The sequence below is a fragment of the Amycolatopsis sp. lyj-112 genome (genome assembly GCF_046549055.1).
GTDB lineage: Bacteria > Actinomycetota > Actinomycetes > Mycobacteriales > Pseudonocardiaceae > Amycolatopsis.
This window is the reverse complement of record NZ_JAJPWS010000011.1, coordinates 1-19,788: the sequence shown is the minus strand read 5'-3', so window position 1 is coordinate 19,788 and position 19,788 is coordinate 1. Positions and strand designations below refer to the sequence as shown.

At 68.7% G+C, this 19,788-nt stretch carries 16 protein-coding genes; 11 read left to right on the top strand and 5 right to left on the bottom strand.

What is annotated here, in order from left to right; all coding sequences use genetic code 11:
- Nucleotides 1-70 precede the first annotated feature (70 nt).
- Nucleotides 71-3,670, top strand: a complete 3,600-nt coding sequence (gene smc, locus ACLJRL_RS29880; RefSeq protein WP_410659655.1) for a chromosome segregation protein SMC — start codon at nt 71-73, stop codon at nt 3,668-3,670.
- 1 nt (nt 3,671) lies between these two features.
- Here the strand turns inward: smc and ACLJRL_RS29875 are convergent, their stop codons facing one another.
- Together ACLJRL_RS29875 and ACLJRL_RS29870 are read right to left on the bottom strand one after the other, a co-directional pair.
- Entirely contained in the window at nt 3,672-5,255 is a 1,584-nt protein-coding gene (locus tag ACLJRL_RS29875) for a sodium:solute symporter (protein WP_410659654.1), read from the bottom strand.
- Nucleotides 5,256-5,264: 9 nt separating this feature from the next.
- Nucleotides 5,265-6,479, bottom strand: a complete 1,215-nt coding sequence (locus ACLJRL_RS29870) for an anhydro-N-acetylmuramic acid kinase (RefSeq protein ID WP_410659653.1) — start codon at nt 6,477-6,479, stop codon at nt 5,265-5,267.
- 152 nt (nt 6,480-6,631) lie between these two features.
- Here ACLJRL_RS29870 and ftsY point away from each other — a divergent pair, with 152 nt between their 5' ends.
- From ftsY to ACLJRL_RS29845, 5 genes are all read left to right on the top strand, one after another.
- Entirely contained in the window at nt 6,632-7,975 is a 1,344-nt protein-coding gene (gene ftsY, locus ACLJRL_RS29865; protein ID WP_410659652.1) for a signal recognition particle-docking protein FtsY, read from the top strand.
- 116 nt (nt 7,976-8,091) lie between these two features.
- Nucleotides 8,092-8,592, top strand: a complete 501-nt coding sequence (locus ACLJRL_RS29860; RefSeq protein ID WP_410659651.1) for a hypothetical protein — start codon at nt 8,092-8,094, stop codon at nt 8,590-8,592.
- Nucleotides 8,592-10,013: a putative T7SS-secreted protein gene (locus ACLJRL_RS29855; RefSeq protein ID WP_410659650.1), complete on the top strand. Its 1,422-nt coding sequence runs from the start codon at nt 8,592-8,594 to the stop codon at nt 10,011-10,013. Before ACLJRL_RS29860 ends, ACLJRL_RS29855 begins: the two co-directional genes overlap by 1 nt.
- A 23-nt stretch (nt 10,014-10,036) precedes the next feature.
- Nucleotides 10,037-10,531, top strand: a complete 495-nt coding sequence (locus ACLJRL_RS29850) for a hypothetical protein (protein ID WP_410659649.1) — start codon at nt 10,037-10,039, stop codon at nt 10,529-10,531.
- Complete coding sequence (locus ACLJRL_RS29845; protein ID WP_410659648.1) at nt 10,531-11,010, top strand: YbaB/EbfC family nucleoid-associated protein; 480 nt, start codon at nt 10,531-10,533, stop codon at nt 11,008-11,010. Before ACLJRL_RS29850 ends, ACLJRL_RS29845 begins: the two co-directional genes overlap by 1 nt.
- Before the next feature lie 63 nt (nt 11,011-11,073).
- On the opposite strand, the gene ACLJRL_RS29840 is transcribed toward ACLJRL_RS29845, so the two are convergent.
- The gene (locus ACLJRL_RS29840; protein WP_410659647.1) at nt 11,074-12,573 is read right to left on the bottom strand and encodes an MFS transporter; all 1,500 of its coding nucleotides are present in this window, start codon (nt 12,571-12,573) and stop codon (nt 11,074-11,076) included.
- A 107-nt stretch (nt 12,574-12,680) separates the two neighbouring features.
- Here ACLJRL_RS29840 and ACLJRL_RS29835 point away from each other — a divergent pair, with 107 nt between their 5' ends.
- On the top strand, nt 12,681-13,412 hold the full coding sequence (locus ACLJRL_RS29835) for a TetR/AcrR family transcriptional regulator (RefSeq protein WP_410659646.1): 732 nt from the start codon (nt 12,681-12,683) through the stop codon (nt 13,410-13,412).
- On the opposite strand, the gene ACLJRL_RS29830 is transcribed toward ACLJRL_RS29835, so the two are convergent.
- Nucleotides 13,402-14,178 (bottom strand): IclR family transcriptional regulator, encoded by a 777-nt coding sequence (locus ACLJRL_RS29830; protein WP_410659645.1) that lies wholly within the window; start codon nt 14,176-14,178, stop codon nt 13,402-13,404. The genes ACLJRL_RS29835 and ACLJRL_RS29830 overlap by 11 nt on opposite strands.
- Nucleotides 14,179-14,299: 121 nt before the next feature.
- Between ACLJRL_RS29830 and aceB the strand changes: the two genes are divergently transcribed.
- Nucleotides 14,300-15,886: a malate synthase A gene (aceB, locus tag ACLJRL_RS29825; RefSeq protein WP_410659644.1), complete on the top strand. Its 1,587-nt coding sequence runs from the start codon at nt 14,300-14,302 to the stop codon at nt 15,884-15,886.
- 4 nt (nt 15,887-15,890) lie between these two features.
- Nucleotides 15,891-17,087, top strand: coding sequence for a DUF6986 family protein (locus ACLJRL_RS29820; protein ID WP_410659643.1), 1,197 nt, complete (start codon nt 15,891-15,893; stop codon nt 17,085-17,087).
- A 65-nt stretch (nt 17,088-17,152) separates the two neighbouring features.
- Here the strand turns inward: ACLJRL_RS29820 and ACLJRL_RS29815 are convergent, their stop codons facing one another.
- A complete protein-coding gene (locus ACLJRL_RS29815) occupies nt 17,153-17,494 on the bottom strand; it encodes a hypothetical protein (RefSeq protein WP_410659642.1) in 342 nt (113 codons plus the stop codon).
- Between the two features lie 364 nt (nt 17,495-17,858).
- Between ACLJRL_RS29815 and ACLJRL_RS29810 the strand changes: the two genes are divergently transcribed.
- Both ACLJRL_RS29810 and dctA read left to right on the top strand, forming a co-directional pair.
- Nucleotides 17,859-18,104: a hypothetical protein gene (locus ACLJRL_RS29810; protein WP_410659641.1), complete on the top strand. Its 246-nt coding sequence runs from the start codon at nt 17,859-17,861 to the stop codon at nt 18,102-18,104.
- 42 nt (nt 18,105-18,146) lie between these two features.
- Entirely contained in the window at nt 18,147-19,499 is a 1,353-nt protein-coding gene (dctA, locus tag ACLJRL_RS29805) for a C4-dicarboxylate transporter DctA (protein WP_410659640.1), read from the top strand.
- Nucleotides 19,500-19,788: the final 289 nt, after the last annotated feature.

Sequence of the window (19,788 nt, the reverse complement as noted above, 5' to 3'; positions counted from 1 at the left end):
CGCGTGAGGTGCACAGGTAGCCTTGGCCGATTGAAAGACCGGTTCCCGCAGCCAGAGGGGTCAGTACGCCGTGCATCTGAAGAGCCTGACGCTCAAGGGCTTCAAGTCCTTCGCCTCGGCGACGACGTTGCGGTTCGAGCCGGGCATCACCTGTGTCGTGGGACCGAACGGTTCCGGTAAGTCGAACGTCCTCGACGGCCTGCGCTGGGTCATGGGCACCCAGGGCGCGAAAGACCTGCGCGGCGGCAAGATGGAGGACGTCATCTTCGCCGGGACCACCGGCCGCGCCCCGCTCGGGCGCGCCGAGGTCACCCTCACCATCGACAACGCCGACGGCGCCCTGCCCATCGAGTACTCCGAGGTCTCGATCACCCGCCGGATGTTCCGCGACGGCGCGAGCGAGTACGAGATCAACGGTGACCGTTGCCGGCTGATGGACGTCCAGGAACTGCTGTCGGACTCCGGTATCGGCCGAGAGATGCACGTCATCGTCGGTCAGGGCCAGCTCGCCGCGATCCTCGAATCCAAGCCCGAGGAGCGCCGCGCCTTCATCGAAGAGGCCGCGGGCGTCCTCAAGCACCGCAAGCGCAAGGAACAGACCCTGCGCAAGCTCGCGAACATGCAGGGCAACCTCGATCGTCTCGGCGACCTCACCACCGAGCTGCGCCGTCAGCTCAAGCCGCTGGGCAAGCAGGCCGAGATCGCCCGCAAGGCGCAGTGGGTGCAGTCCGAACTGCGTGACGCCCGGCTCCGGCTGTTCGCCGACGACCTGATCAGCCAGCGCACCGGCATCGCCAGGGAAGAGGCCGACGAGCGGGTCGCCCGCCAGCGCCGCGCCGAGGTCGAGCAGGCCTTGGAGATCGTCGCCGCCGAGGAGACCGAGCTCGAATCCTCGCTCGCCGAAGACGCGCCGCGCCTGGCCGTCGCCCAGGAGACCTGGTACAAGCTTTCCGCGCTGACGGAGCGGCTTCGCGGCACCGTGCGGCTCGCGCTGGAACGCCAGCGGCACCTTTCGTCCGACGTCCAGGCCGCGAGCAACGGCCGCGACCCCGACGAACTGCTCGCCGAGGCGGAACAGGTCGCCGAGCGCGAAGAGGAACTCAACGAGGCCGTCGCCGAGGCGCGGATGACGCTGACGGAGACCGTCGAGCGCCGTGAGCAGCTGGAGCGCCTGGTCCAGGCCGCCGAGCGGGCGCATATGGCGGCCGTTCGCGCGATCGCCGACCGCCGGGAAGGGCTCGCGAAGCTCACCGGCCAGGTCGAGGCGCTGCGCAGTAAGAACGGTGCCACCTCCGACGAGATCGACAGGCTCACCGTGTCGCTCGAAGAGGCCGCCGAGCGTGCCGAGATCGCTGTCGAGGAACTCGAAGAGGCCAAGGCCGAGGGCGGCGTCGAGGAATCGGACGACTTCGACCTGCAGGCCCACCACGACCGCACGGTGGCCGCCAACAATGCCGCCAAGGCCCGCGTCGAGGAACTGGTCAAGGTCGAGCGGACCGCCGAGCGGGACATCGCGTCGGAGAAGGCGCGCGTCGAGGCGCTGTCGATGGGCCTGCGCCGCAAGGACGGCGCCGGCGCGCTGCTCGGTGCTTCCCACGAGCTGCCGGGGCTGCTCGGTTCGGTGGCCGCGCTGCTCACCGTCGAGGCGGGCCACGAGGTCGCGCTGGCCGCGGCACTCGGCCCGGTCGCCGACGCGGTCGCCGTCAACGGCGGCGCCGACGCGCTCGACGCGCTGAAGTACTTGAAGGACAACGACTCCGGCCGTGCGGGCATCCTGCTCGGCGGGCTGGAGTCCGTTGTGGACACCGGCTCTTGGCCGTCGCTGCCTCACGGCGCGCGCTGGGCGCGTGAAGTGGTTTCGGCGCCGCCCGCGCTGCGGTCCGCGGTCGAGCACGCGCTCGACCGGGTGGCCATTGTGGACGGCCTGGAGTCCGCGCGGCGGCTCGTCGAGGTGTATCCCGAGGTCAGCACCGTCACCCCGGAGGGCGATGTCTTCGGCGCCCGCTGGGCGGTCGGCGGTTCGACCCGCAGCGAGAGCGTCATCGAGGTGCAGGCCGCCGTCGACGAGGCAGGCGACCGGCTGCACACCGCCGAGCGCGCGCTGGAACGCGCCGCCGCGGAACTCGAAGGCGCCCGCGCCGAACAGCAGGCCCGCCGCGAACAGGTCGGCCAGGCGAAGGACGCGCTCGGCGAGGCGAAGGTCCGCAACGCCCGGTCGTCCGAGCGGCTGAACCGGCTGCAGCAGGCCGCGCGCGGCGCACAGGCCGAGATGGACCGGCTGAGCAGCCAGCGCGCCAAGGTCGAGCAGAGCCGCGAACAGGCACTCGAGCAGCTCGCCGAGTTCGAGGAGCGGCTGGCCGCGGTCGCCGACCAGGAGGTCGACGAGGACCCGGACACCGCCGAGCGTGACCAGGCCGCCGAGGATCTCGGCACGGTCCGCCAGGAGGAGATGGAGTCCCGGCTCGCGCTGCGCACCACCGAGGAGCGGGCGCGGAGCATCCAGGGCAAGGCCGAATCGCTCCGCCGTGCCGCGCACGCCGAGCGGCAGGCCCGTGAACGCGCCGAAAAGGCCAGGACCGCCCGGAAACGCGGCGCCGAGATCGCCAACGCCGTGGTCAACGGCGGCGAGATCGCGCTGGAGCGGATCGAGATCTCCGTGCAGCGCGCCGCCCACGAACGGGACGAGGCGCAGGCACAGCGGCAGTCGCGCGAGACCGCGCTGACGCAGGTGCGCAGCAAGGTCCGCGAGCTGACCGGCGAACTGGAGAAGCTCACCGACGCGGTGCACCGCGACGAGGTCCTGCGCGCCGAGCAGCGGCTGCGGCTGGAACAGCTCGAAACCAAGATCGCCGAGGACTTCGGTATCGGCCTCAACGACCTCGTCGAGGAGTACGGTCCGGACGTCCCCGTGCCGCCGAGCGCGGGGGAGATGGCCGAGTACGAGGCGGCCAAGGAACGCGGCGAGGACGTCACCCAGCCGCCGCCGATGCCGTACGACCGTGACACCCAGGCCCGCCGGGCCAAGCGCGCGGAGAAGGACCTGAGCCTGCTGGGCAAGGTCAACCCGCTGGCGCTGGAGGAGTTCGCGGCGCTGGAGGAGCGCTACAAGTTCCTCTCGACCCAGCTCGAAGACCTCAAGGACACCCGCAAGGACCTCGAAGCCGTCATCAAGCAGGTCGACGAAAAGATCCTCGAGGTCTTCGCGTCGGCCTACGAGGACGTCGCGCGCGAGTTCGAGACCGTGTTCAGCGTGCTGTTCCCGGGCGGCGAGGGTCGCATGGTGCTCACCCAGCCCAACGACATGCTCGCCACCGGTGTCGACGTCGAAGCGCGCCCGCCGGGCAAGAAGGTCAAGCGGCTCTCGCTGCTCTCCGGTGGCGAGAAGTCGCTGGTCGCCGTCGGCATGCTGGTGGCGATCTTCCGCGCCCGGCCTTCGCCCTTCTACGTGATGGACGAGGTCGAGGCCGCGCTCGACGACACCAACATGCGACGGCTGATCGGGCTGCTGGAGCAGCTGCGCGACTCTTCGCAGCTGATCATCATCACCCACCAGAAGCCGACCATGGAGATCGCCGACGCCCTGTACGGCGTGTCCATGCAGGGCGACGGCATCACCAAGGTCATCTCGCAGCGGCTCCGGACCGCCGAAGACGACCCGGTTCCGGCTTAGGTCACACGGGCTCGGGTTCCTTCATGCTCTCTTCGGCGAGCGGGTCCACGCTGCTGTGCCGCAGTGAGAGCAGCCCGCCGACGACGAGCGTGATCACCACACCGAACAGGGTGTACCAAGGCCAGGCCAGCGCCACGGTGTTCCCCGACGCCTTGCTGAAGTCGATCCCGATCAGGCTTCCGTCCGGCTTGTTGAACTTGACGCCGAGGATGACGAACGCCATCACGAGCACCGTCGTCACGAACGCGATGATCGCGTCCAGCTGCCTGGCCCGCTTGAACAACAGCCCGAGCAGGAACGCGCCGAGCAGCGCGCCGTAGGTGTAGCCGGTGATGCCGAGCGCCTGCACCACGATCGGGTCGGCCGAGGTCTTGTTGGAGGAGGCGAAGAATCCCGCGCAGAGGATCAGCGCGCCCGCCCAGACGATCGTCCAGATCCGGCCGTGCTTCAGCCGGTCGGCTTCCGGCAGCTGCCTGCCGATCACCCGTTCGTAGACGTCGGTCACCGTGGACGAGGCCAGCGCGCCGAGCGACGAACTCAGTGCGGCGGCGAGGATTCCGGCGATCACGAACCCGGAAAGCCCGCTGGGCAGGTCGTTCACGATGAAGGTCGCGAACAGCTCGTCCTTGTTGGCCAGCCCGAGGCCTTCCGGCTTCGGCTTGGTCGGGTTCAGGCCGTTGTAGAGCGCCCACAGCAGCACGCCGATGAACAGGAACAGCGCGAACTGGATGAACACCACGAAACCGCTGGCGACCAACGCCTTCCGCGCGGCGCGCAGATCGTTGGTGGCCTGCAGGCGCTGCACGATCAGCTGGTCCGAGCCGTGCGAGGCCATCGAAAGCACCGCGCCACCGATCACCGCGGTGAAGAACGCGAACTGCCCGGTGAGCATATTCGAGCTGAAGTCGAAGATCTGGAACTTGTTGGCGTCGACGGCCTTGCCGAACCAGCCGTCCGGCAGCCTGCTGGAGATCGCCCAGATCACCACGACCGCGCCGAGGATGTACCAGAGCATCTGGATCGCGTCGACCCAGACGACCGCGCGGACCCCGCCGAAGAAGCTGTAGAGCACCATGGCGACGCCGAGCCCGATCACGATGGCCCAGTACGAGATGGTCAGGCCGTAGGCGGCGAACACCACCTTGATCGGGATCGCGGTGGCGAACAGCCGGATGCCGTCGGCCAGCGTGCGGGTGAGCAGGAAGGTCACCGACGCGGTGCCCTGCAACCCGTTGCCGAACCGCTTGCCCAGGAAGGCGTACGCGGTGACCAGGTTGCCCGCCACGTAACGCGGCAGCAGCACCATCGACACCACGATCCGGCCGCCGATGTAGCCGATGGCCAGCGCGAGGTAGGTCATCCCGCCGTCGCCGGGGGTGGCGATGTAGGCCACCGTCGGCACGGAGAGCACGGTGAGGGTGGACGTCTCCGCGGAGACCACCGAGAGGCAGGCCACCCACCAGGAGATCTTGCCTTCGCCGACGAAGTAGTCGGAGCCGGATTTCTGCTTACCGCCGATCCAGATGCCCAGTAAGGGCATGCCGACCAGAAAAAGCCCGATGATCGCGAGGTCAAGTGCGCGCATTGGTATCTCCTATCGCTCGCCGGTCGTCGCCGCTACCCGTAACCGGGTCACGGTTGAGGAATGTGGGGTGGGAAGCCGCAAAGGGCCTTCACCCGGGGTGATGCTGCCGAGCAACCTGGTGCCGCGGGCCCCGGTCGCCGACGGGAGGTTCCCCGGGACGCCGGACCACGTCAGCCAGCCGAGCAGAATGGTCAGGTATGCCTCTTTGCCCGCGCGTGGCAGCCCGTGGTCGTCGCTGGTCTTGAGCGACGTGCCGGGAAGGTTCTTGGCCAGCGAGGCCATCAGCGCCGGGTTGTCGGCGCCGCCACCGGAGACGATCAGGGTGGCGATGTTGTGGCGACGGCATTCCGCGGCGATCGTCACCGCGGTCAGTTCGGTGAGCGTCGCCAGCAGGTCTTCGGCCCCGATCGGCGGGAGCCCGTCGAGCGCGGCGTCGAGATGCGCGCTGTGGAACAGTTCCTTGCCGGTCGACTTCGGCGGAGCGGCCGAGTAATACGGGTCGAGCAGGAGTTTCGCGAGCAGGTCGGGCCGGACGGTGCCGCGCAGGGCGAGCGCGCCGTCGAGGTCGCTGCGCTGGGCGCCGGCGGTGACGCGGTGCGCGGCGATGTCGAGCAGGGCGTTGCCGGGGCCGGTGTCGTAGGCGAGGACGTCGCCCTGGGGCGGGACCACGGTGATGTTCGCGATCCCGCCGATGTTCAGCGCGGCGACCGGCCCCAATCCCGTCATCTCCCGTAACCACAACGCGTCCAGCGTGCTGGCCAGGGGTGCGCCGTGGCCGCCGGCCGCGACGTCGCGCACCCGGAGGTCGGCCACCACCGGCAGCCCGGTGCGCTCGGCGATCCACGCCGGATTCCCCAGTTGCAGCGTGCCGCGCGCGGTGCCGTCCTCGACCCAGTGGAACACCGTCTGGCCGAGCGAGGCGACGACGTCGGCCTTGCCGCCGGCCAGTTCCTCGATCCCGCGTGCGGCCGCCTCGCCGAAGGCCTGGGCCACCAGGGTGTCGAGTTTGGTGAGTTGCTCGGCGCTGCAAGGATTCGGCGGCAGCGCGTCGAGCAGGTCTTGCCGGAGAGCTTCGGGATAGGGGATTTCGAGCTCGCCGAGCGGGGAAAGCACGACGGTGTCCCCGCGTGCGCGTAGTTCGGCGGCCGCCACGTCGATCCCGTCGATCGACGTGCCGGAGATCAGCCCGATCACCCGGACCCCAGAGCCGGTGTAAACCGTCATTCGGAGTGGTCTAGCGCTCTTGCCGGAGCACGCGCAAGTTGCGAGGTTTCTTCTTGTCCGAAATGAGTCCTATCAAGTGGGTACTTGACAAGATCGACGTCCTCCCCGTGGGGCGACTGCGGTGAGCCGGGTGCGGATGCGAAGATGGCGCCGTGTCGAGCACCCCCTGGTTTTGGATCGTTGTCGTTGCCGTCGTGGTCCTGGTCGCCGTTCTGGTGGCCGGGCTGTTCATCGCCCGTCGTCGCCGGATCAGCCTGGACGAGTCCAAGGCCGCCGAGGCCGTCGAGCGCGCGAAGCCGAAGGGCGGCAGCTATTCCGCGAGCGGCGGGATCGCGCTCGCGCCGGGCGGTACCGAATCCGAAGAAGCCAAGTCTGAAGAAGCCGAGCCCGAAGAACCGGTCGAGGCCGGGCATCCGGTCGAGGACCGGCCCGAGGTCGACGGCCAGCCCGCCGTCGGGGACGACGCGTCGGTGCCGCGGGATTCGGCACAGCGCACCGTCCGCGACGTCGATCTGCCCGAACCGGTCGAAGAGGCGACCCCTGCTCCCGCCGAGGAGATCGCCCCGGCGAGCGGGCGGTTGGAGCGGCTGCGCGGCAGGCTCGGCAAGTCCCGTTCGGTGTTCGGGCAGAGCCTGCTCGGCCTGCTCGGTGCCGGCGACCTGGACGAGGATTCCTGGCAGGACGTCGAAGACACGCTGCTCATGGCCGACCTGGGTGCGGCGACGACCACCGAGATCGTCGAGCGTCTTCGCGACGAGCTGAAGCGCCGGGCCGTGCGGACGTCCGAAGAGGCGCGCACGGTACTGCAGGAGGTGCTGACGGCGGCGCTCTCGACCGACGCCGTCCGCTCGGTGCGCGCGCTGCCCCACATCGTCGATGGCGTGAAGCAGCCCGCCGTCGTCCTCGTCGCCGGGGTCAACGGCACCGGCAAGACGACCACCACCGGCAAGCTCGCCCGGGTGCTCGTGGCGCAGGGGAGCACCGTCGTGCTCGGCGCGGCCGACACCTTCCGTGCCGCCGCCGCCGAACAGTTGCAGACCTGGGCCGAGCGTGTCGGCGCGGAGGTCGTGCGAGGCAAGGAAGGCGCGGACCCGGCGGCCGTCGCGTTCGACGCGGTCAAGCGAGGCTGCGAGGCGGGTGTGGACGCGGTCCTGATCGACACGGCCGGCCGTCTGCACACCAAGACCGGCCTGATGGACGAGCTGGGCAAGGTCAAGCGAGTCGTCGAGAAGCAGGCGAAGGTCGACGAGGTGCTGCTGGTGCTGGACGCCACCACCGGCCAGAACGGGCTCATGCAGGCCCGGGTGTTCTCGGAGGTCATCGACGTCACCGGCATCGTGCTGACCAAATTGGACGGCACCGCCAAGGGCGGCATCGTCTTCCAGGTGCAGCGCGAACTCGGCGTGCCGGTCAAGCTCGTCGGCCTCGGCGAGGGACCGGACGATCTGGCGCCGTTCGAGCCGGGCGCTTTCGTCGAAGCGCTGCTCAGTAACTGAATCCCGGTCCGATCAGCGGGAAAGTCACCCGTGATCGGAACCACTGTGACATTCTGGGCGTCTTAGTCACACGCCGCCGGGAGGGCGGCCTGACGACCTTGGACAAGGGTGGGGAAATGACCGGTGGTTTCGACGCCGTTCCGGCAGAGCTGCGGGGTACCGCGGGCCGGATCGACGAGGTGATCGGCGCGGGTTCGATGAAATGGGTGGGGCCGGATCTCGACTTCGGTCATTCCGCCGTGGAGCTGGCCTGGGGCTTGTTCGACCAGGACATCGAGCGGCACTACGACACCTTGATCGCTTCGGCCGCCGGGCACGGCACCGGCCTGCGTGAGGCTGCGGGCGCCTACGAGAACGTCGATTTCGGTGCCAAGGACGTCGTCGACCGGTTTCTCCCCGCGATCGACCCGAACGAACTCAACGCCGGTGGTGTGAAGCCGCTGAAGCGGGACGAGTTCGTCATCGGACCCGGGGCCGGTGTGCTGCACGGAAGCCTCGGCGAGATCGATCCTCGTGAACTCAACGGCGGCGGTGTGAAGCCGCTGAAGAAGGACGAGATCGACGTCGGTTTCTCCGGCGACATCGGCAAACTCCTGGGTGAAGGGGCGGGCTCCTGATGACCGCGCTGGGGCAGACCACCGACCCGAGGCAGCTCGTCCCGGGTGAGCCCGAGAAACTCACGAACGATCTTCGCCGCGTCGTCGGCAACATCAAGGGCATGGACGTCATCGGCACCGGTCTGGGCAAGCTCGACCCGGCCGAGTGGACCGGTTCGGCCAGCAACGCGTTCCGGTCGGCCTTCGGTGCCGAGCCCGCGCGCTGGGGTGAGGCGATCGACGCGTTCGGCAAGGGCGGTCAGTCGCTCGCCGACTTCGGCGAAGTGCTCGCCTGGGGCCAGGGCGAAGCGCAGCGCGCGATCGAGCTGTACACGCAGGCGCAGGCCGCGAGCCGGGTCGCCGCGACCAGGTACGACGCGCTTTCCTTGACCGCACAGGCTTCCGGGCAGCCGCTGGCGCCGTTCGAGGACCCGGGCGCGGAGGGCGTCCGGTCCGCTCAGGCCATTGTGGACAATGCCCGCAAGCGTATCGACGTGGTGGGCAACGAGGTCGCGCGGAAGCTCGGTTTCGAGCCCGACGGCAAGGGCGGCTTCAAGAAGAAGGTCGGCAGCGGCAAGAAGTGGGGCACCGAGAGCCGCAAGACCTACAAGGAATGGGACCCGAAGACCGGCAAGCTGGTCGACAAGGACCCGAACGGCTGGCAGCGCAACAAGGGCGGCATCAGCTTCCGCTACAAGGCGGGCAGCACCACGGAGAAGCTGTTCACCGAGAAGCTCGAGGAAAAGCTCGCCGACTTCGGCATCGACCTGCCGACCAAGGCCGGGAGCGCGTCCGGTGAGGCCGAGGTCTGGGGCAAGGAAGCCGAGGGTTCCTTTCGGAAGAACGGGCTCACCGGCGACGGCAAGGTGACCGTCTCGGCGCTCGGCGCCGGGTACGAAGCCGACGTCAAGGTCACCCCTCTCGGCGTGACGGCCGGGGTCAAGGGCGAGGCGTACCTGGGGAAGGTGACCGCGGAGGGCGAACTCCGGGCGGGCGAACACATCAGCCTTTCCGGCAAGGGCGAAGCCAGCGTCGGCGCCGAGGGCGAAGCGAAAGTCACCGTCGGGCCGTTGGGCGCCCAGGGGAACGCCGAGGTGTTCATCGGCGCCAAGGCCGAAGGCGACATCGGTGCCGAAGTCGCCGGGGTCAAGGCCGGCGCGCACGGTGAGGCGTGGGCCGGGGCGGGTGCGCAGATCGGCGGCCAGTTCGGGCTCGGCGACGACGGGAAGTTCCACGTCGGCGGTTCACTCGGCATCGGGCTCGGGGTGGGTGGCAAGGTCAGCTTCGACATGTCCGTCGACCCGGGCGAGGTCGTCGATACCGTCAGTGATGTGGCGAAGGACGTCGGCAAGGTCGCGGACAGTGTCGGCGACGGCGCCAGGGAAGTCGGCCAAAGCGCCGAAAAGGCCTTCAAGGGCATCGGCCGCAAGTTCGGCTTCTGAGCAGGAATCGGAGAGAGAGAACCGTGGCAACCACCATTCCCGTGCCGATCGAATTCTCGCTGCCCGCGGGCTGGCACTCGGTCCCGCCGGACGAGGTCGGTGCGGAAGAGGCGGCCTTCGTCGCGCTGCACCCCGCTTCCGCGGCGGGATTCACGGCCAACATCAGCCTCAGCGGCGACGTCACCGCGTCGGAGATCCCGCTCGCGCAGCTGGCCGACGAGGCCATCGAACGGCTGCGCGGCGGCGCGCTCACCCTCGTGGTCGGCCGTCGTTCCGAGGTCGGCTCGGCGGAGAACCCGGGGCTGACCCAGGCCGTGCGCTTCTCGATCGAGATCGGCGAGCGGCCGGTGGAACTGACGCAGCTGCAGGTCTACATCGCCATGCAGGACGCCGAGGACGAGCGACGGCGAACCGTGCTGCAGGTCGTGCTCAGCGCGACCCCGGAGCAGTTCGAGCAGCTCGTCGGCGACTTCCAGAAGTTCCTGGAGACGATCCGGCCCGAACAAGGGGGAGCGTGATGAGCGAGATCGCCCAGAACCTGGCGAGCCGGATCGAGGCGATCGACACGGCCGCCGCGGAGACCCGGCGCCGGACCGAGACCTACCAGCGGATGACGGTGGACCTCGCCGACGTCGAAGGCACCGCGACCTCGCCCGACCGTCAGGTCACCGTGGTCGCGAAGGCCGACGGCACGGTCAAGGACATCGTCTTCGGCGACGAGACGCGGCGGGCCCCGTCCGCGGCGCTCTCGGCGACCGTCCTGCACACCATCGCCGCCGCCCGGGCGGACGCCGCTCGGCTGCAGGCCGAGATCGTCCGCCGCGAACTGGGCGACACCGAACTGCTGGACCAGGTGCTCGACGCCGACGAGCGGATCTTCGGGGACGAGCGGCCCGCCGACCCGGGCCCGCCGCCCGCCGCGGCCCGCCAGCCCCGGCTGGAAGACGAGCGGTCGTACGACGACTTCTCGCTGTTCCGGGGCAGTCCGGACGCCTGAAAACGCTATGAACGGGCCTTTCCTTGCAAATTTTGCAAGGAAAGGCCCGTTCATTGCACGCGGTCAGGCGGCGACCGAGGTCTTGTCGTCCTCAGAGACCGGGGTGTCCTTCTTGTCCCGCATCACCAGGAAGGCGACCACCGCCGCGGCCAGCACGCCGGCCGCACTCGCGAGGAACGTGGCCGACATCGCCGAGGTGAACGACTCCCGGGCCGCGGTGATCAGGCCGTTGTCACCGGTGGCGAACGCGTCGCCGATCGAGAGCTTGGCCTGCGCCGGGGCCGAAGCCGGCATGTTCGCGGTGAACAGGCTGGAGACGACGCTGCCGAGGATGGCGATGCCGAGCGCCGCGCCCATCTGCTGGATGGTGTCGTTGAGCGCGGAGCCGACGCCGGCCTGCTCCGCCGGGACCTCGCCCATCAGCGCCGCGATCGCCGCCGGCATCGCCAGCCCGCCACCGGCGCCGAGCAGGAACAGTGCGATCGCCGGCAGGAGGAAACCTTCGGTCGCCGAAAGGGTCGCGAGCATTCCGAATCCGGCGGCCATCACCGTCATGCCGACCGTGGCCAGCGCTCGGTTGCCGATCTTCTGGCCCAGCGTGGCACCGAGGGTGTTGCAGATCAGCGACGCGATCGCCATCGGGATGAACGCCAGGCCCGCCTGGGTCGGGGTGTAGCCGAGGACGAACTGCAGGTACTGGGTCAGGAGCAGCAGCAGGCCGCCGTTGCCGATCTGCACCAGTGTGAGCGACAGGCTGCCACCGCTGAAGTTGCGCTTGCGGAACAGCGCCAGCGGGACCATCGGCGACGGCGTGTGCCGCTCCCAGAGAACGAAGCCGACCAGTCCGGCCACCGCGATCACCAGCGGGATGAGCGTGCCGGCCTCGGTGATGCCGTGCTTGGGCAGTTCGATGATCGTCCAGACCAGCGCGGTCATGCCGACGGCGGACAGGATCGCGCCGAGCGGGTCGGGCTTCTGCCACGGGCCCCGGGACTCCGGCATCAGCGTGAGTGCCGCGATCACGGCGATGACGACGATCGGGACGTTGATCAGGAACACCGCGCCCCACCAGAACCACGCGATCAGCACGCCGCCGAGCACCGGGCCGCCGATCATGCCGAGCATCGCGACCGCGCTCCACGCCGCCATCGCCTTGCGGCGTTCGGTGTCGTCGAAGACGGTGATCAGGATCGACAGGGTGCTCGGCATGATCAGCGCACCGCCGACGCCCATCACGGCGCGGGACAGGATCAGCTCCAGCGGGTTCGCGGCGAACGCGGCCACCAGTGAGGCCACCCCGAACAGGACGAGGCCGATGACCATCACCTTCCGGCGGCCGAACCGGTCTCCGAGGCTTCCCGAGGTGAGCAGCAGACCGGCGAACACCAGGATGTAGGAGTCGAGGATCCACTGCGCGTCCTGCGCGTTCGCCCCCAGGTCTTCGGCCAGCGGCGGGATGGCGACGGTCAGGACCATGTTGTCCACGACCAGGACGAGCGTGCTCAGGCACAGCACGATCAGGATCCACCAGCGGCGCGGGTCGCGGCCTTCCAGCGTGTTCATCGGGATACCCCTCAGCTTCGTTGCGTACGTTGTTCCGTCGTTGCGCACACTGTACGCATAAGTCAACGGCGTTCGCAAGGGGGTACGTCGTGCGCTAAGGTGAGGGCATGGCAAACGAGGAGCAGCCGATCCAGTCGGTGTGGACCCGTCCCCGCCGCACGCGGGACCAGCCGGCGCTGAGCCAGGGGCAGATCGTGGCCGAAGCCGTCCGGTTATTGGACGTCGAAGGTGTCGACGCGCTGAGCATGCGAAGGCTGGGTACCGCGCTGAACGCGGGCGCGACCTCGCTCTACCGGCACGTGGCCAACCGCGACGAGCTGATCGAACTGGTCGTCGACGAGGTCTACGGCGAGATCACCGTTTCGGACAACGAGGATCCGGCGAAATGGCGCGAAGCGGCGGTCGCCGCCGCGCAGAGCGTGCGCGCGATGATCCTGCGCCACCCCTGGGTCGCGTCGCTGCTCGGCGCCGTCGGCCTGTCCTACCTGGGGCCGAACGTCATGAGGCTCAATGAGCGGCTGCTGGCCCTCTTCGACAACGCGGGGTTCCTCGGCGACGAGTCGGATCAGGCGATCAGCGCCGTCCTCGCGTATGTGATCGGCGTGGGGACGAGCGAGGCGGCATGGCTGACCACCCTCGCCAAAAGCGGCCGGAGCGAACAGGAATGGGCGGAACACCTGCGGCCCGCCGTCGAGCAGGCGTCACAGGACTACCCGCATCAGCGGGACCGGATCGCGCAGTACGACGCCCAGATCGACCCGAGGAAGCTGCGCGACGAGAAGTTCCTCTACGGGCTGGACCGGATGCTCGACGGCCTGGAGTCACGGCTCAAACGGTGACCCCGTCACGCGAAAGGGTGGATCCGAGCGCGGTCGCGATCCGCTGCACGGCGGGCGCGATCCGCTCGACGGCCTCCACGGTGAGCCGCCCCGAAGGTCCGGACACCGAGACCGCCGCCGGCACCGGCGCGCCCGGGACCGCGACGGCCACGCAGCGGACGCCGAGTTCCTGCTCGGCTTCGTCGAGCGCGTAGCCCTGTTGCGCGATCTTCCCCAGCTCGCGCAGAAGCGCGTCCGGGTCGGTGAAGGTGTGCTCGGTGTAGGACGGCATGCCGGTCCGCGAGAGCAGCGCCGTGACGTCGTCGGTCGGCAGGTGCGCGAGCATGGCCTTCCCGACGCCGGTGCCGTGCGGCAGGAGACGCCGTCCGACCTCGGTGAACATCCGCATCGAGTGCTTCGACGGCACCTGGGCGACGTAGACGACCTCGTCCCGTTCGAGTACCGCGAGGTTCGCCGTCTCGCCGATCTCGTCGACCAGTTCCGCGAGCAGCGGCCGCGCCCACGAGCCGAACTGCATGCTCGCGTTCTCACCCAGCCGGATGAGTCGCGCGCCCAGCGCGTACCGGCGGTTGGTGTTCTGCCGGACATAGCCCAGGTCCACGAGGGTCCTGATCAGCCGGTGGATGGTCGGCATCGGTAACCCGGACAGGGTCGCCAGCTCCGAAAGACTGGCCTCGCCCCCGGTGTCCGCGAGATGCTCGAGGAGCTCGAAGGCCCGTTGCAGGGACTGGACGCCGCCGTCGCGTCCGTTCTTCTCCGCCGCCACGTGGCCCTCCTTACGTCGGCGTTGATGTTCCGCTATGCAGAAACTATAGTCCGTCATGTAAAACCGTAGGGACGTATTGCTATAGGAATGTCACTGCTTATCCGAACTCGGGGTGTTTCTCATGTCTGACCAGATCTCAGCCCAGGTGCTCGGAGCGCCCGTCGAGCGTGGGGACGAGATCCTCACGCCCGAAGCGCTCGCCTTCCTCGCCGGTCTGCACGAGGCCTACGCCGGCCGTCGCGACGAACTGCTGCAGGCCAGGGGCAAGCGCCGCGAAGAGGCCCGGGTCACCGGCAAGCTCGACTTCCTGCCCGAGACCCGGGAGATCCGCGAGGGTGACTGGCGAGTGGCCGAGGCCCCGCCCGCGCTGCGCGACCGCCGGGTCGAGATCACCGGTCCGACCGACCGCAAGATGACCATCAACGCGCTGAACTCCGGCGCCAAGGTCTGGCTCGCCGACCTCGAAGACGCCAACACGCCGCACTGGGCGAACGTCGTCTCCGGCCAGGTCAACCTGTACGACGCCGTCCGCGAGAGCATCACGCTGGAGAGCGGCGGCAAGAGCTACGCGCTGCGCGACGACGTCGAGCACGCCACCATCGTCGTCCGCCCGCGCGGCTGGCACCTCGACGAGCGGGGCCTGTCCTTCGGCGGGCGCCAGGCCGTCGGCGCGCTGGTCGACTTCGGCCTGTACTTCTTCCACAACGCGAAGGAGCTGCTCAGCCGCGGCAAGGGCCCGTACTTCTACCTGCCGAAGATGGAGAGCCACCTCGAAGCCCGGCTCTGGAACGACGTCTTCACCCACTCGGAGAAGACGCTCGGCGTCGAGCACGGCACCGTCCGCGCGACCGTGCTGATCGAGACCATCCCGGCGGCGTTCGAGATGGACGAGATCCTCTACGAACTGCGCGAGCACGCCTCCGGCCTCAACGCCGGCCGCTGGGACTACCTGTTCAGCGTGATCAAGTACTTCCGTGACGCGGGCGAGAAGTTCGTGCTGCCGGACCGCAACTCGGTGACCATGACCGCGCCGTTCATGCGCGCCTACACCGAACTGCTGGTGCGCACCTGCCACAAACGCGGCGCGTTCGCGATCGGCGGCATGGCCGCGTTCATCCCGAACCGCAAGGACCCCGAGGTCACCGCGGCCGCGCTGGACAAGGTCCGCGCGGACAAGAGCCGCGAGGCCGGCGACGGTTTCGACGGTTCATGGGTGGCGCACCCGGGCATGGTCGACATCTGCCGCGAGGAGTTCGACAAGGTCCTCGGCGACAAGCCGAACCAGCTCGACCGGACCCGCGACGAGGTGAACGTGACCGCCGATCAGCTGCTCGACGCCGCTTCGACGCCCGGCGGCGCCACCGCGGCCGGGCTGCGCGCGGCCGTCGACGTCGGCATCCGCTACATCGCCTCCTGGCTGAGCGGAAACGGCGCGGCGGCGATCCACAACCTGATGGAGGACGCGGCCACCGCGGAGATCTCGCGTTCGCAGATCTGGCAGTGGGTGCGCAACGGCACGCAGCTCGACACTGGTGACAAGGTGACCGAAGCGCTGGTGCGAGGTGTGCTGGCCGAGGTCCGCGGCGAACTGGCCGCCGAGATCAAGCCGGAGCTGCTGGAGCCCGCCGTCGAGCTGTTCGAGCAGGTCGCGCTCGCCGACGAGTTCCCGGACTTCCTGACGCTGCCCGCCTACGAACGGATCAAGTAGACAGATGGGGAACGGGCGGCTCACCGAGGACGTCTACACCGCCGCTGACGCGCGGCTCGCCGAGGCCGACGCGCGCGTCGCGGCCGAGTATCCCGGCGAGCCGCCCGGCCGCCAGCCCGTGCACACCGTGTACGTGCCCGCGTCGAAGTACAAGACGCGGCTCGTGGCGGATTGGGGCAAGCAGGCGCTGCGCGTGTTCGGTGAGCACGCCGATCAGCTGGGCTTGGACGCGGACGTCGCCGACCGCGTCCGGACCAAGCTCCTGACCGAGCCGATCGAGGATCTGCGGATCGATTTCGAGGACGGCTACGGAAAACCGGGCGACGCCGAGGAAGACGCCACCGCGCTCGCCGCGGGACGCACCCTCGCCCTGACCGGCGGCACACCGTTCGCCGGCATCAGGTTCAAGAGCTTCGAACAGGCGACCCGGCACCGCGGGATCCGCACACTGGACCTCTTTCTGGCGGGATTGCTGGAAAGCGGTCCGCTGCCGCACGGTTTCGTCGTCACGCTGCCCAAGGTGACCGCGGTCGAGCAGGTCGAAGTCGCCGCGGATGTCATGGAGCGCCTCGAATCCGCGTACGGCCTGGCTGAAGGCGCGCTGCGGTTCGAGGTCCAGATCGAGACATCTCAGTCCATTGTGGACATCAAGGGCGCCGCTGTCGTCCCGCAGATCATCCAGGCCGCGCGCGGCCGGTGTTCGGGCCTGCACTACGGGACCTACGACTACAGCGCGGGCCTCGGGATCAGCGCCGAGTACCAGAGCATGGAACACCCGGCCGCCGACTTCGCCAAGCAGCTCATGCAGGTTTCGGCGGCGGGGACCGGCGTCCGGCTTTCGGACGGCTCGACGAACAAGCTGCCCGTCGGCGACGCGCTCCTCCCGGCCTGGCGCGAACACCTGCGCCTGGTGCGACGCTCGCTGGAGCGCGGCTTCTACCAGGGCTGGGACCTGCACCCGCACCAGCTGCCGACGCGATTCGCCGCGACGTACGCGTTCTTCCGCGAGGGTTTCCCGGCGGCTTTGGGGCGGCTGCGGGATTACGCGGACCAGACCGGCCGCGGGGTGCTGGACGAACCTGCCACGGCGCAGGCTTTGGCGAGTTTCCTGCTGCGCGGGCTGGACTGTGGCGCGGTGGACGAGGGGGAGCTTTCGTTCTCCAGGCCCGAATTGGACCGATACGCGCGACGTCGGATGTGAGCAGCAGCTGAGGGAGCGTCCCGTCGGAGAGGCGCTCGCTCAGCTGCTGCTCGTCTCGGCCGAGGTCAGCCCGGTGACCGTCGGCCGGGTTCTTCGCGGTGCGCGGACCTCGCCACGAGCGCCAGCATGGTGAGCTGACCTGCGATGATCCCGGCCGTCGCCCACGTCGGGAAAGTGGCCGGAACCACCTGCAACGTCAGCGCCGGACCGAGAACGGCTCCGAACACCACCAGCGTGTCGAGGATCGTGGTGAGCAGCCGTCGTGTCTGGCTCGCCGGCACCGCCGCTTCCGCCTTCAACTCCGACGTCTCGATCCTGACACGCGCGAGCGGGGTTGGTGTTCCTTCCCAGCTCGCCACCATCTCCTCGGGCGCGGTGTTGTCCACGCCCTCGATTTCGGCACCCATGCGTTGTGCCCTTTCTTTGCCCAGTCAGGCGAGCCGGAGTTGGCGCGTCACGCTGGGGACCACTCAGGGGACAGCCGAATTCCTCGGCTGCGAAGGCGACCAATCGCCCCCTCCCCGGGTGCCTGGTCGCCTTCTCCCCTTCGGGAGCCCTCGTGCGTGAAAGCCGTGGCCGCGCCTTCGATGGTGGTACCCGCCGCATGGTGACGGGCCTGCTCGAGGGTTGTTCTCTAGTGCTCACTGTATCCCCGGTCCCAAGCCGAAGGCAACCCATTCGACACAGATTCGGTGGGTAAACTGTGGTGAATAGGCACCTCCTATGACAGGATTATGTGTGCGGCGCTACGTCGCAGGGAAGGGAGCGGGTATGCCATCGGTTGAGGAGACCGCGACCGGCCGTCCCGCGGTGGTCGATCGCGTCAATGTCGCGCTGATCGCCGAGGCGGTCGAAGCGCTGGGCAAGCTGCAGGAACGGACAGGGCTGAAGAAGGTCGATCTGGTCAACCGCGCGTTGCTGATCTACGAGTTCGTGGACGCCGAACTCCGTGCGGGCAAACAGGTCGTGCTCCGTGATCCGGAGGGACAGGACCAGCTGGTCAAGATCTTCCTCTGAGCCGTAACACGTGGGGAACATTCACCACCTAGGTTCCCGCCCATGTCGAAACCCGGTGGGCGCTGGTACAAATCGCTGTTCGTGCAACTGCTGGTCGCGGTGGTGGCCGGCGTCCTGGTCGGCCATTTCTGGCCAGGTCTCGGCGCGGACCTCAAACCGGTCGGCGACGGGTTCATCCGGCTGATCAAGATGATCATCGCCCCGCTGATCTTCTGCGTGGTGGTCACCGGGATCGCCGCCGTCGGTGACCTCAAGTCCGTCGGCCGGATCGGACTCAAGGCGATCCTGTACTTCGAGATCGTCACGACGTTCGCCCTGGTCTTCGGGCTCCTGATCGCCAACGTGTTCCGGCCGGGCAGCGGACTCGACATCGATCCCGCGACACTGGATCCGAACGCGGTGGAGAAGAAGACCAGCGGCGGCCAGTTGCCGTCGATCGGCGACTTCCTGCTGCACACGATCCCGGACAGCGTCGTCAACGCCTTCGCCGAGAACCAGTTGCTGCAAGTGCTGGTGTTCGCGGTGTTCTTCGGGCTCGCGCTGGCCGCCATCGGCAGGGAACGCGCGCCGCTCGTGCTCGGCTTCGTCGACCAGGTGCAGCAGATCATCTTCAAGGTGATGGGCTGGATCATGCGCGTCGCGCCCCTCGGCGCGTTCGGCGCGATGGCGTTCATCATCGGGCAGTACGGGATCTCGACGCTCGGGACGTACGCGAAGCTCATCGCCGCCTGCTACGGCGCGGGTCTGCTGTTCGTCCTGATCCTGGCCGCGATTTCCCGGTTCTACGCGGGTGTTTCGATCTGGCGGTTCCTCCGCTACGCCCGCGAAGAGTTCCTGCTGGCCCTCGGCACGGCCTCGACCGAATCCGTGATGCCGCGGATCATGACGAAACTGACCGACGCGGGCTGTTCCCGGGCGGCGACCGGACTCGTGGTGCCGACGGGCTACTCGTTCAACCTCGACGGCGCGACGATCTACCTCTCGATCTGCACGGTGTTCCTGGCGCAGGCGTTCGGTGTGGACATGTCGCTCGGCCAGCAGTTGCTGGCTGTCGGGATCCTGATGCTGACGTCGAAAGGCATGGCCGGAGTGCCGGGGTCGTCGTTCCTCGCCCTGTCCGCGACCGCCGCCGCGATCGGTGCGTTCCCGGTGGCCGGGGTGGCGCTGCTCCTCGGCGCGGACCGGCTGATGGACTCGATGCGCGTTTTCGTGAACCTGCTGGGAAACTGCGTCGCGACGTTCGTGGTGGCGAAGTCGGAGAAGCAGCTGGACCGGGAGAAGATGCTGGCAGCACTGGAAAAGCGGGCCGTGAGGGCCTCCTTGACGGACTCAGAGTCCCTCAAAGTTCCCCTCACCCGTCTCGGAACAGCACCACGCCCCGACGACGACGCGTGAAGGCCCCCTTCCCTCGGCTCAGCCGAAGAAACTCGACCTTCACACCATCCGGGCGGCAAGAGTGTCGGTCGGGTTGGCCGTGGGCATGCCGAGGGGCCCGTCGCCGGTGTGGCTGGCGGGCTCCTCGGGTCATGCGGGAGTCAGATGAGGGCGCGGTGGAGGGTGTTGGTGTGTCACGAGCATGGATGGGAGTTGCTTTGTAGGTAACACTTCCGGAAGTGGGGCTGCGTGGACGATGAAGGTTGGCCCTTCGGGGCCGCTCTGCGGGGAGTGGCTTCAAACCGCCCAC